Source organism: Herbaspirillum rhizosphaerae (assembly GCF_046025915.1).
GTDB lineage: Bacteria > Pseudomonadota > Gammaproteobacteria > Burkholderiales > Burkholderiaceae_D > Herbaspirillum > Herbaspirillum rhizosphaerae_A.
Window position 1 is genome coordinate 436183 of the sequence record NZ_JAQQFR010000001.1, and the last position, 13671, is coordinate 449853.

At 57.2% G+C, this 13671-nt stretch carries 9 protein-coding genes; 5 read left to right on the top strand and 4 right to left on the bottom strand.

Annotation, left to right across the window (positions count from 1 at the left end; all coding sequences use genetic code 11):
• Positions 1–22 precede the first annotated feature (22 nt).
• From PQR63_RS02025 to PQR63_RS02040, 4 genes are all read right to left on the bottom strand, one after another.
• Positions 23–1873: a peptide transporter gene (locus tag PQR63_RS02025; protein ID WP_408165180.1), complete on the bottom strand. Its 1851-nt coding sequence runs from the start codon at positions 1871–1873 to the stop codon at positions 23–25.
• Between the two features lie 142 nt (positions 1874–2015).
• On the bottom strand, positions 2016–3215 hold the full coding sequence (locus PQR63_RS02030) for a threonine ammonia-lyase (RefSeq protein WP_094566017.1): 1200 nt from the start codon (positions 3213–3215) through the stop codon (positions 2016–2018).
• Positions 3216–3478: 263 nt separating this feature from the next.
• Entirely contained in the window at positions 3479–5017 is a 1539-nt protein-coding gene (locus PQR63_RS02035; protein WP_408165182.1) for a methyl-accepting chemotaxis protein, read from the bottom strand.
• A gap of 242 nt (positions 5018–5259) precedes the next feature.
• Positions 5260–6201, bottom strand: coding sequence for a LysR substrate-binding domain-containing protein (locus tag PQR63_RS02040; RefSeq protein WP_408165184.1), 942 nt, complete (start codon positions 6199–6201; stop codon positions 5260–5262).
• A 231-nt stretch (positions 6202–6432) separates the two neighbouring features.
• On the opposite strand from PQR63_RS02040, the gene cuyB reads away from it, so the two are divergent.
• The 5 genes from cuyB (at position 6433) to PQR63_RS02065 (ending at position 13645) form a co-directional block, all read left to right on the top strand.
• A complete protein-coding gene (cuyB, locus tag PQR63_RS02045; RefSeq protein WP_408165185.1) occupies positions 6433–7944 on the top strand; it encodes a cysteate racemase in 1512 nt (503 codons plus the stop codon).
• Positions 7941–8210, top strand: a complete 270-nt coding sequence (locus PQR63_RS02050) for a hypothetical protein (RefSeq protein ID WP_408165187.1) — start codon at positions 7941–7943, stop codon at positions 8208–8210. The genes cuyB and PQR63_RS02050 overlap by 4 nt, the downstream gene beginning before the upstream one ends.
• Before the next feature lie 352 nt (positions 8211–8562).
• A complete protein-coding gene (locus tag PQR63_RS02055; protein WP_408165372.1) occupies positions 8563–10920 on the top strand; it encodes a type VI secretion system Vgr family protein in 2358 nt (785 codons plus the stop codon).
• 17 nt (positions 10921–10937) lie between these two features.
• The gene (locus tag PQR63_RS02060; protein WP_408165189.1) at positions 10938–13163 is read left to right on the top strand and encodes a hypothetical protein; all 2226 of its coding nucleotides are present in this window, start codon (positions 10938–10940) and stop codon (positions 13161–13163) included.
• Entirely contained in the window at positions 13160–13645 is a 486-nt protein-coding gene (locus PQR63_RS02065) for a hypothetical protein (protein WP_408165191.1), read from the top strand. The genes PQR63_RS02060 and PQR63_RS02065 overlap by 4 nt, the downstream gene beginning before the upstream one ends.
• Positions 13646–13671 lie beyond the last annotated feature (26 nt).

Genomic DNA, 13671 nt, shown 5'->3' on the forward strand with positions numbered 1-13671 from the left:
TGCAAGCTCAAACGCCCCGGTTTCAGGGCGCCTTCGACGTCGACTTCGACTTCAACGCCTTCAGCAACATCTGCCCCATGATCTCCGGCCGTCCCTGGAAGATGGTCTGTACTGTATCGACGCCGGTCAACTCACGCCGCAACTGATTGCGCAGTGCGTGATCGTCGGCCAGCCGGATGGTCGCCTGTACATAGTCCTCCACCGTCGGCGTCACCAGCCACTGTGGAAATTTCAATCGTCCGAACAAGCCTTCATCGATGTGCTCGTGCACTTCGCGCCCGGTCTTGCACACGCCAACCAGGCCTGCGCTGACGGTGTCGATGATGCCATTGGTATTGCCGAAGGGGAAAGGGTTGATGAACATGTCGCAACCCGCAATCACCTGCATGTAGGCGCTGTAATGCTGATGCGGATACACCGTCGCAGCGTCGCCGAGAAACTGGCCGATCACGCGCTTGACCTGCGGATAAATCAGCATGCCCTGCGCCTGCCCGATCAGGAAGTGGAAATGCACCTTGCTCTTCGCTTCGCGCAGGATGCGCTGGCACGCCAGCAGAAAATCCGGATTGAGTTTCATCGTCGTTGACGCCACGACGATCTGCACCACTTCCGGTGCGTCGCGAATAGTATTCGGCAGATTGAGTTCGTTCGCCAGTGCCGAGGCGCGGTAAGGCATGCCGTCGCTGGGCAGGCGCAACAGCTGTTCGCTGAAGCAGGTCGGGTCGCCGACGTAGTCGTCTTCCACCACGACGTAATCCATCTCCGGCGAGTGCGACGTCGCCGGGTGACCCAGCGCCATCGCCTGTACCGGCGCAATGCGCAGAGTGCTGAGGAACATGGTCAGCGCAAACATGCCCACGCTTGGCATGTACAAGATCTGCACCGCTTTTTGCTCGGCCACGCTACGGATCTGCGCGAGCTGCTGCTGGATCTCGCCGGCGTGGATCTCGATGAACTCGTCAAACACCGCGCGGCCGGCCTCGTCCACGGTCTTGCCGTAGCCCATGCCGACGACGTGGAACAATTCACGCGCTGCTTCCAGCGTGCGCGAGTGAGTGCGATAGATGGAATGCGCCGCGCTGAACCATTCAACCACCACCAGCAGCACCGGTTTGTCCTTGCCGTTGAGTTGAACCGACGTATTGAGCGGCGTCAGTCCTGCGGCGGCGATGCTGCGTTTTAGCAGCGCGTTGATCGGCTTCTTGATGTCGTGCTTGTCGGCGCGACGCGCGTAGCTGCAGTGCATGTAGACGTCATGCAGGATGCCGGCAGGCAGTTGTCCCAGATCTTCAATCTGTTCCAGCCGCTTCGATAGCCATGGCAGGATCAGTTCGCGCTTCTCATACGCCACCGGCGTGGCCAGCAGGCGCGGCGACAACAGCGCCAGACACAGATTGGCGACCAGCACCTTGTCGTGCGCCCAGAAGGCGTCCAGATCCATCGGGATCTCGGACTCGGGTGAATACAGCAGGCAGAATTTGATCAGGTCGCGGTTGCCGATTTCGACCTCGCGCAGGTTGCCTTTGCCGCGAATGTTCCAGGCGCGCACCACATGATCGGCATTGCGGAAAGGACTGGCCGCGAACAGTCCCGACAGCCAGCGATGCATCAGTATCATCTGGCCGAAACCGATCTGAGAAAACTGGAATTCGCTATCCGCAAACAAACAGGAAATCGCCGCCGCAATGCGCGTGACGACGTGGTCGTTCAACTCGTTGGGCAAGACGCTGCTGAGCGGTTTGGCGCTGAAGTTTTCACCCGGCAGGCCGTAGTTGCTGTCCAGTCCTGACAGCAAATCCATCAGCTCGCGCGCAGCGGCTTCATGCTGGCGCGAATAGGCCAGGTATTCAAAATTCTCCAGCGAAAAACCCATGTCTCTTCCCTCAATGCCGGTCAGTTAATTCAGTGACGCGTGACGCTCTGCGGCTTCATTGCGAATCTTGAGTTACCGTCGTCCTGACGAAAGTCAGGATCCAGTGTCGTGACGACAGTCAACATCGTTCCCTGCTTTATTCTTAGTGCTGTTCTTCTGCCTCGAATCCCGCTTCCCGCAAGGCGTTGAGCACCTGCGCCAGATGATCGCGGCCACGCGTCTGCAACACCAGTTCGATATCGACGTTCTGCGCAGCAAGCAAGGTAAAGGCGCGCTGGTGATGCACTTCGTCGACGTTGGCGCCGGCTTCGGCGACGGTGGCGGTGATGCGTGCCAGCACGCCCGGCACGTCGCGCGCGGACACGCGTACGCGCGCCAGACGTCCTGCACGCACCATGCCGCGTTCGATGATGGCGGCCAGCAGCAACGGATCGATATTACCGCCCGACAGCACCATGCCCACGCGTTTGCCGCGGAAGCGTTCCGGATGACGGATCATCGCCGCCAGACCGGCAGCGCCTGCGCCTTCGACCAGAGTCTTTTCAATTTCCAGCAGCATCAAGACGGCTTGCTCGATGTCGCCTTCGTCAACCAGCAGCAAGTCGTTGACTTCGCGCGCGATGATTTCACGGGTCAGTACGCCTGGCGTGCCGACGGCGATACCTTCGGCGATGGTGCTGGTGCCAAGTGCATGCGTGGTGCCCTGGATCGCGTTGACCATAGAGGGGAAGCGCTTGGCCTGCACACCGACGATGTCGATATCGGGTTTGCGCGCGCGTGCGGCAACCGCCATGCCGGCCAGCAGACCGCCGCCGCCGATGGCGACCACCAGCATGTCGAGGTCGGGTACGGCGTCGAGCATTTCCAGCGCGACCGTGCCCTGCCCGGCGATGATGGCTTCGTCGTCGTAAGGGTGAACAAAGGTCAGGCCGCGTTCTTGCGCCAGTGCGAAGGCGTGCGCGCGGGCTTCTTCCAAGGTATCGCCGTGCAGCACCACTTCAGCGCCGAAGCCGCGTGTACGTTCGATCTTGACGCCCGGCGTGAAGCGCGGCATCACGATCAGCGCGTGCAGGCCGAGACGCTGCGCATGATAGGCGACGCCTTGCGCATGGTTGCCCGCCGACATCGCGATGACGCCACGCGTACCGCCGGCGGCGAGGTCGGTCATCTTGTTACAAGCGCCGCGCTCCTTGAAGGATGATGTGAATTGCAGGTTCTCGAACTTGAGGAAAACTTGCGCGCCGACGATGTCGGACAGCGTGCGCGATTCCACGCACGGCGTATTGAGGATCTGGCCTTGCAGCCGCGCTGCTGCGCGCTGGATATCTTCGATGGTGGTCATACGGTCCGCTCAAAGTCTGCACAAAAACAGGGAGCAGACATTGTAGCGAGAGAGACGGCGGCTGCGGAAATGTATTTGCGCAAGTTGCGCTACGCATTTTCCGCAGCCGGCCAGAGAGGATGGCAGGTTAGCGCCGCTTGATTTACCGCAACTCCGCATCACTGTCGTCCTGACAAAAGTCAGGACCCAGCGTCGTATCAGCGTTCTTCCCGACACTGGGTCCCAGCGTTCGCTGGGACGACAGCAAAAAGAGAGAAGCAGGCTTAGCGCAGTTTGAAGATGCCGACGATCTGCGCCAGGTTGGCGGCCTGATCCTGCATGGCGCGCGCGGCGGCGGCGGCTTCTTCGACCAGCGCGGCGTTCTGCTGGGTGCTTTCGTCCATCAGTACGATGGCGCGGTTGACCTCTTCGATGCCGGTGCTTTGCTCGGTGCTGGCAGCGCTGATTTCAGCCACGATGTCGGTCACGCGCTTGACGCTGGCGACCACTTCGCCCATGGTCGCACCGGCGTTTTCGACCAGCTTGCTGCCGCTGTCGACCTTCTGCACCGAGTCGGTAATCAGCTCCTTGATTTCCTTGGCGGCCGATGCCGAGCGTTGCGCCAGACTGCGCACTTCCGAGGCGACCACCGCAAAGCCGCGACCTTGTTCACCCGCACGGGCGGCTTCCACCGCTGCATTCAGCGCGAGGATGTTGGTCTGGAAGGCGATGCCGTCAATCACGCTGATGATGTCGACGATCTTCTTGGACGAGTCGTTGATCGAGCCCATGGTGTCGATCACCTGGCCGACTACGCTGCCGCCCTGGATCGCGACTTCGGAGGCGGACGCCGCCAACTGGTTGGCTTGGCGCGCGTTTTCGGCATTCTGCTTGACGGTGGAAGTCAGCTGCTCCATGGCGGCAGCGGTTTCTTCCAGCGAACCGGCCTGCTGCTCGGTGCGGGAGGACAGGTCGAGGTTGCCGTTGGCGATTTCGGCCGAAGCGGTGGCGATGGTGTCGGTACCGGTACGCACCTGACCGACGATATTGACCAGATTGTCGTTCATGTCCTTGAGCGCGGCCATCAGCTGTCCGGTTTCATCGCGCGATTCCACCCGGATCTGTGTACCGAGGTCGCCCTGTGCCACGCGGCTTGCGACATCCACCGCCTTGACCAGAGGCCGGGTGATCGAGCGCGTGATGAAAATCGCCAGTGCAATGCCGCCGATCAGCGCGATGAGGCCGAGGGTGATCATCAGCGTGCGCGCAGTGCGGAACACGCCGTCAACCTGCGCCGTCAGCTGGGTGATGGCGTCGCTCTGGCGAGCCGACAGCTTTTCAATCGCGGCCAGGTAGCGCTGGCTGTCCGGCAGCAGTTTTTCTTCAACGATCTTGCGGGCGCCGTCTTCGTTGCCGGCGTCTTTTTCCTTGAAGACAGCGGTGTTGTCGGCGATCACGATCTTGCGATTTTCATTGATGTCGTTGAGGAGCGCCTTGCCTTCAGGATCCTGGATCTGCTCTTCCATCTGCTTCACGTAGCCATTGTTTTTGGCGATAGTGGCGACGATCTGATCCTTATAGAACTTCTGCTGTACCGGATCGGCATTCTTGGCGGCGGCAACGATGCGGCCGACGTTGAGTTCGATGGATTTGTAGAATGCGTTCACCAGGCGTTCCTTCGCCAAGGCATTGTTGACCATGTAATCGGTCAGACTGCCGACCGACTGCAGGCGCCAGACGCCGATGCCGGTGATGACGCTCATCAATATGAGCAATGCTGCAAATGCGATGCCTAGCCGCGTACCAATCTTTAGATTTTTCATTGTCCTATCCCTCATGTTGGGCGCAGTTCGCCGCTTTGCCTGCCACTGGCTGTGATGCTAATTTGATGCTTTTTGGATACTTATGGCGTACGGCTTGTGGCCGGGCGCGGACAGTGGCGGGCAGATCAGAGCGAACCGATGCGCATCCCTGTATTAACGGATGAGTTAGCGCCGGACTTGAGGAAAAAGCACGTTCTGTTTGAACGGTCAGCGTGGCGTCAGCAGAGGGGGCGCGCCGATGTTTACGCGGGCTTCGATGTTGATGCCGACAACGCAAGCAATGTCTCCCACAATCGGGTCAACGCCGGACGTTTGTTTTGCAGGGAACGGAACACGCGAATCTCCAGCTCCAGCGACCAGGCATCGCCGCCGGCGGCCACCAGTTTGCCTTCGTCCAGCTCGTCCTCCACCGAGCGCTGCGGTAGCCAGGCCAGGCCGTGACCGTTGAGCGCCATGCGTTTGAGCAACTCGGCCATGTCCGACTCATAGCTGGTCAGCAGACCGGGTGCCTGCGGCGCATTGGCCAGGATCAGCTCCATCACGCGGCCGAGGAAGGATGTCGCCGGATAAGCCAGCAGCCGGGTCGGCTTGGTCTTGCTGCCGGGCAAGCGAAACAGCGGCGCGCCGCTCTTGTCGGGCGCCGATACCGGGATCACGCGCTCGCTGCCCACGGTCACGTATTCGTACTGGTCCGGGTTGAGCAAGATGGGCAGTTGAGGATGATAAAAACATAACAGCAAATCGCATTCGCCCTCGGTCAGCGCCAGCACCGAGTCATGGATCGTCGTGGCGGTGATGCGGGCACTGAAACTGGAATGGGTGCCGGGTTTTTCGTTGGAGGCGTCGTTGAGCTTGTCCAGCCATTCCGGAAAGAAACTCAGCGCCAGCGAATGCCCGGCGGTCACGCGCAGCATATTGTGTGCTGTGTGTTCGCTGCGCAACTGGTTGCGTGCATCGGTGAGCAGCTTGATGGCTTCCGAGGCGGCGTCGTTGAACAGCTTGCCGGCCACCGTCAGTGTCAGCGGATAGGTGCTGCGATCCACCAGCTCGGCGCCGATCCAAGCTTCCAGTGCGCGGATGCGGCGGCTGAAGGCGGGCTGGGTGACGTTGCGGTGATCCGCAGAGCGCGAGAAGTTGCGCGTCGCCGCCAGGCTGAGGAAGTCCTCGATCCACTTGATGTCCATCTGCTTTCCTTTGCTGCAAGTCTGAGGTGTGCGGTGTGAGGCGCGCCAGCATGTGACGCAATAACGCATCTATAACAGCAAGCGCTGGGCGTGAAAAGTCCCGCCCGGCAGTCTTTTCCACAAACTATGCAGCAGCGACATAACCACCGTACTACTTTGCATAGCGCAGCCTTCTGTAACGATTATCCTCGGTACATAGAACAACATCTCAGGATCTGCGGAAGAGCCATCATGAAAGTCGAACAAATCCAGCGAGCCATGTCAGTCGGCGTCATCGGCGGTCTTGGCGCCATCGGCAGCGCCGACCTCTACGCCAAGATGACCAAGGTTGCCGCCAAGGCCGGGCCATCGGAGCGCATCAAGGTGCAGTTCGGCCAGCAGGCTTTCGACGACATCGACATGGCCGGCGCTGAAAACGCCCAGACCAATGCACGCAAGCTCTACGTCTTCGACATGCTGCGCGAGTTTGAGCAGCGCAAGAGCAACGCCGTTCTTTTGCCTTGTTTCATCAGTCACACCTTCTTAGACGAGGTGCAGGCCGAGATCAGCATCCCTGTGATCGACATGGTCGCAGCCATTCGCCATCACCTGGCGCAACGCCTGCCCAAGCTGCAAAAGATCGGCATCCTGACCTCTAGCTATGTGCGCAAGAAAGGCTTGTTCGAGAAGTATTTCTGCGGCGCTCATGTACAACCTGACGTGCAACTGCTCTACCCCGCCGCCGCCATCCAGCACGCTTGCCTGATGCGCGCGGTGTACGGCACCACCGGCATCAAGAACGGCTACCTCGACGGCGAATCGATCGACCTGCTGTATCGCGCCTGCAGGGATTTGCTCGACCAGGGCGCGCAAGTCATCGTGCCCGGCATGACCGAGATTTCGACCGTGGCCGAAGCGCTCAGCGCGCGTGGCATTCCCATCATCGACACCAACCAGATCTATGCGGAATCGGCATTGAGCTTCAAGGCCGAACAGGTCGGCCGCTCGTTCAAGATCGGCGTGGTCGGCGGCGTCGGCCCGGCAGCGACGGTCGACTTCATCGAAAAGGTGATCAAGAACACCCCCGCCACGCGCGATCAGGATCACATCAAACTGGTGGTGGAACACAACCCCAAAATCCCCGACCGTACCGAGAACCTGATCGCCGAAGGCGCCGACCCCACCGTCGCCATCTACGCCGCCTGCAAGCGTCTGGAGAACGACAACGCCGACATGATCGCCATCCCGTGCAATACCGCGCACGCCTTCGTTGAACGCATCCAGGCGTACTTGTCGATCCCGATCGTCAACATGCTCAGCGAAACCGTCAACTACATCGAGAAGCGCCACGGCGACAAAACCTGCATCGGCTTGCTGGCCACGTCCGGCACCATCGCCAGCCGCGTGTATCAACAGACTCTCGACCAGAACAGCGCACGCAGCAATGGGCACAACAAATTCAGCATGATCGTCCCCGACGCCGACCATCAGGCCATCGTCATGGACGTCATCTACGGTGCGCAAGGCGTCAAGGCCGGCTTCGTCAACGACGAGGTACGGGCAAAGCTCAAGCGCGCGATTACCTATCTGGTTGCCAACGGCGCCGATGTCATCGTACTCGGCTGCACCGAGCTGCCGCTGCTGATCGCGCAGGACGAGAAGTTCGACGTTGGTGGCAAGAAGGTGCCGGTACTCGACCCGACCGAAATCCTCGCCCGCAAATGCGTGGCACTCGCCAGTCCCATTGCGCGCAAGGCGGCTTGAGCAAGATGACGCAGACGGTGACAGCGCAGCGAGTGTCGGCTGATATGGCGCAGTTCCGCCGGTTTCTGCACATTGAGCTGAACCGCGTATCCCGCAGCGGCCCCACTGACCCCGTCATCCTCCGCTACCGCGCGTTGGCGCAGACAAGCGCGCTGGATAAAGCCGAAGCACAGGAATACGCCCAACTGTTCAATCGCATGTATTCACGCTGGCGTTGGCGGCAGGCCACGGCACAAGCGCTGGCGCGCAGGCAGGCGTCGTTTTAGGCGAGCTTCTGTAGGCTATATGCAGATTGTCGGGAGGGGGATTTTTCCATCAAGCCGACCAAAAGCTTAAGCGTCTCAACGGCGGTAAGAGTGGCAGCGGTTCCAACTTCATTTTGTCCTAACGCCTGTCCTCAAGCTCTTGAGGACGAACCTACGTTCGAACCACTTCCTCAGATGGAGTTGGAGTTTGCATTCTCAGATCGCAACGCGTCACGAGAATTTAATGAATGCAAAAGCGATTCTTCATCATTCGAATTACTTCTAGCTAGTGGTCTTTTTTAATCTCGGCAATGCTCGGTTCAGCGAAACCCAATTAGCATGGCGAACATTCAATGACGCCATCATGGAGACGATGCATATGCCTGAATCGATACAAGAAATCGCGAGAACAACGCAGCTTCTCAAGTCCCTCGCGGGCCAGCAGCAATACCATGTGAAGGTTCCAGGCACTGCTACTGCAGTGCAGTTGTCGGTGGTGTCTTTTGAAGCAGTCGAGACACTTGGTGCGCCATATCGCATCGTTGTGCAACTCACGCATCCGCAGGAGTTAAATCGCGCGGAGTATCTCGGCAAAGAGGCCAGTTTCAACATCACGCCGTCGATCATCGAGACGTTCGGCCACGTCACCGGAACACCAGAGGGACGCACCTTCGCCGGCTGCATCACTCATTTCAACAAACGCAAACAGACCGCTGACTTCCACAGCTACGAGTTCGTTATCGAACCACTGGTCGCGCGTCTGCGTTTAACGAAAGCCAGCCGCGTCTTCCAAAAACAGACCGCACCGCAAATCATCGAAGCCATCCTGCGCCGTCACGATTTCAACGGCAACCAGTTCCAGTTCAAGACCCGCCGCACTTATCCCGAACACGCCTTTCGTTTGCAATACCAACTGAGCGACTGGGATTTCATTCATCTGCTCATGCAGCAAGAAGGTCTCTACAGCTATTTCATTCCTGGCAAATTCGGCGACATCATCGTTTTCGGCGACGACATCGACCACTACATCTACAAGCCGGAACTCAAGGTGCCGTATCGTGAAACCGCCGGGCTGGAAGCCAATACCGAAACGGTATTCAGTTTGCAAACACAATCGCAAACGGTTCCCGCCTCATACCGCGTGGCCGACTACCATCCCGCTGATGCCTGGGAACGCTTCAAGGAAGAAGCCAATATCGCCCGTGCCGACAAGACCACCTACGGTCAACCCTACGTCTACGGCAGTCATCATCTGAATCAGAAAGACGCTAAATGGGAAGCGCAACTGCGTCACGAAGCAGCGATTGCCCGCCAGATTGTCTATACCGGCGAAAGCAACATCCTTGAACTGCGTCCGGCACGCATCCTGCGCATGGATCAATCTCTTCCCGATGCACCCAACGGCCAGGTCATCGTCAGCGTCACGCACAGCGGTGCACGCGATGCCGCCTACAAGAACAGCTATACCGCCATTCCCTCTGACCGGCGTTTCCGCATCCCGCTCGACGAAGCTAACTGGCCGAAGATCGCAGGTACTTTGTCGGCAAGAGTCACCTCGCCGAACAAATATCCACACGCCTACATCACCAAACACGGCCACTACACCGTGCGCTTCGATCTCGACTTCGACGAATGGAATCCGGGCGGCGAAAGCGTGCCGCTGCGTCTGGCCAAACCGTTCGCCGGAGCCAACGAGACCGGATTTCACTTCCCGATCATTGACGGTACGGAAGCCGCGATTGCTTTCATGGATGGCAATCCGAATAAACCCTACATTGCGCATCTGCACCACAACAGCCGTCAGCCGGATCACATCACCACCGAGAACCGCTGGCTCAGCCGCAATGTCATCCGTACGCAAAGCAACAACAAGCTGCGCATGGAAGACTGGAAGGGGCAGGAACACATCAAGCTCAGTACCGAGCATTCCGGCAAGAGCCAGTTGAACCTTGGGCATTTAGTTGACAGCCAGCGCAAGGAGCGCGGTCAAGGTGTTGAATTGCGCACTGATGCGCACGTGGCGATCCGTGGCGGCAAAGGCGTGTTTATGAGTGCCGATGCACAGCCGGGAGCGCAGGGCCAGCAGCTCGATATGCAAGCGGCTATCGCCAATTTGGAAGCCTCTCTGGAGCAGACTTACGCTTTGAGCCAAGCCACCAAATCTGCACAAGCCATTGCCGCCGACTATGCCGAACAAAAGGCAATGCTCGACGACACCTTAAAACAACTCAAGCAAGCTGGGATCGTCATGAGTGCACCTGCTGGAATCGCCCTGGCATCGGGCACGGACGTGCAGGTTTCCGCGCGCGAGCATCTGATCGCCACGGCAGGCGGCAATGCTGATATCAGCGTCATGAAGCGATTTACAGTCGCTGCGGGTGAAGCCATTTCTCTGATTGCGCACAAGCTGGGCATGAAGCTGTTTGCCGCCAAGGGTAAAGTCGAGATTCAGGCGCAAAGCGATGGCATGGCGCTGACGGCAGACAAGAACGTCATGATGACCAGCGCCAATGGCAAAGTAGAAATCAACGCCAAGGAGGAAATTCTCCTCAAATGCGGCGGCTCTTATATCCGTATCACTGCCTCCGGCATTGAAGACGGCACGCCCGGTACCAGTGTCGTGAAAGCGGGCAGCCACGGACGTCCTGGCCCAGCGTCGTTACCGCAAACACTGCCAGCGCTGCCGCAGTCACACCTCAAAACAAAAAGCAGCTTCAAAGCTTCTCTGTAGACCAAGGATATTCTCCGATGATCATCAGTTCCCCGCTCCTTTTACCGCCCGAAGAACTCCCCCATTACGGCACCGACGATGCCATGCTGGAAGCCGCCATGCTACCCACTGCTTCACGTCTGGTGGGAGGCACTGGCGCCGCCGAAGGCACCTTCCCCGTCAGCAACCACCTCATGTGGCACAACGGCGTGCACCTGCAAGCACAAGACAAGGGCAGTCATGTCCTGTCGCTGCGCGCTATTGCCGATGGCGAGATCATTTTTTTGAGCCGGCCCACGCCCGATTCCGCCGACCCGCAACACGGCCAAAACTATGACGAAGGCTGGACCGACAACGGCTGCATCATCCTCAGGCACAACACCGAAATCGGCGCCGATGGCAACCACCCGGTGAGCGTGACGTACTACAGTGTCTATATGCACGTAGAAAAATTCATCGGTGGACTGGAAGAAGGTAAAAAGATCTACCGCAAGGACGTGCTGGGTGGAGCCGGCCTGGTCTATGGTCATAAGAAGCAAGTGCATTTTGAAATCTGCTGCGACACCACCAATCTCCAAAAAATCATTGGTCGCGCACCTCGCTGGCAAGACCCGCAACAGCCTCCCGCCAAGGACGGCCGCACCGACAGCGTGTTTGGCAATCTCTATATCTATCTACCCGCAACCACGCCGGTCAGTAGCGCCGCACCCACCGATCATCTACGTCACGACACCGGCAGCACGCTGGGTACCGCGCAATGGATAGAACTCGACTACGGCGACGAGGGTGCTACCCCGGGTAGCTGTGCACTCACCAGCTACAGCAATAAAGGCGACTACGGCAATACCCGCAAGGATCATGACGCCGAATACAATCTTTACAAGGAAGCCACCGAGCGTCACAACATGGTCGTCAAGGCACATCCTGCCGCCAAGAGCAGTCCCTCCGGCTGGTATGAGCTGCTGCGCTTCGGGCGCAATCTGGGACGCAGCGCCATCGACAAAGATCCCTTGCCGGACAACGCTGCACACTGGCGCAAGATCAAGACGATAGATGGTAAGGAAGTCTGGACCGACCTCAACGCCCCCGGCACCTATAAATTCAGCGACGCCGATTTCTTGCCGCAGTTTGGCTGGAATTGCTATGACGACGACAGCAATCCCAATGATCAGCGTTGTGACTCGCCGAAACTCAAGGCACTGCTCCGCGCCCAAGGTGACCAGCCCGATCCGGATCGCAACAAGGATGACGTCAAACTCTCAAAACGCTTGGGCGACAAGGACGTTGCTCGTGCCTTGCGCAGAACCATCTGCAAGTTTCCGAGTGAATGGGACAGGACCACCATCAGCCAGCGTTACCACTGGCTCAATGAGATGGAATACGGTTTCAAAGACCATCCCGACGACTGGAAACGCTTCGAGAACCATCTCAAGGCGATCACCTTTGAGAAGCTGCCGCAAGCCTATCTGGACGCACAGTGGCATTTCCATCCGACGGAGTTTATTCAGTTGTTTAGGAAGTGTGGGTGGTTGAGCAAGGAAGAGTTGGCACAAATCTATGACGAAAAGAAATATGCTTCGTTGGAAAAAACTAGTAGCGAATATAAAGAGCGTTATCGGTCGGCTATGAATATAGTTTTAAGAAAATATGCACTCAATACTCCGACTCGGAGTTCTCATTTTTTTGGACAATGCGCAATCGAATCCTTTTATATGATGATTGTTCGGGAAAGCGCTATCGGTATTGCCACCGCCGTTAAAACTAACCATGTCTCGATAATGCCGGAGGTCAATGGAAATCTTCGTTCTCCTCCAGCTGCACCTGCTGACGTTGCTTATTTTTCTAAATATGAAGGAATGACACGTCTCGGCAATACTGATGTTGGGGATGGTATCAAATTTAGAGGACGTGGATTTAAACAACTTACCGGGAGGTACAACTACTCGATGTATTGGATTTTTCGCGGATGGCTGAGTGGAAATGACTACGATCACACATGGTTCACAAAAGATAAGCATGGCCTCACTCGGCCTGGGCCAAAAATCGAACATCCAGAGATTGTTGGAAACGATCCGTATTCATGTACTGACACAGCAGGATTTTTTTGCGCAAGCAATCGAATAGCGAAAGCAGCTGATGCTGGGGTCACAGCATCAGCCTCGTATGCTGTGACAAAAATTGTAAATGCGTACGATACGAAAAGTCCTCCACTGCGTTGGCATGAAACGCAGGAAGCTCACAAAATATTGGGAGATATTCTATGAAGCGATTTTTAATTATTTTCATATTTTCCATGTGGGCAGAATTGGCAATGGCAGGCATCATCGTCACGTCTTGTGATGGATCACATAAAGCAAAAATAAATACTAAGGGTGCTTTGCTAGTCAAATCTGATAAGGGCATAGAGAAATCCATAAAAATGGATCACAACATATCTGGAGGTTTGTTCAGTCTAGACAATTCTCTCTTAATTGTTTACGGACTGCCTGACAAGATTGATCCGACCTACCCTCAAGTTATGCGTCTTTCCGTGTACAGAATAGGAAGGCATCAGCGCGCCATTATGAACGAGACCTATGGCGGTGCCATATATAAAGTCGCTTTTAGTGCCGACCAACGCTTTGTTTTGGTAGAAAACCAATTTGGCATCGATGTCTTGAATGTAGCAAAAAAAACAGCGAAATCATTTGATCCGGCATATGTAGCAGAATTTTCGATGCAACTTTGCGAAGCAAAGTCGGAATAATGACTTCCGTAAGAATAGCTCATTTG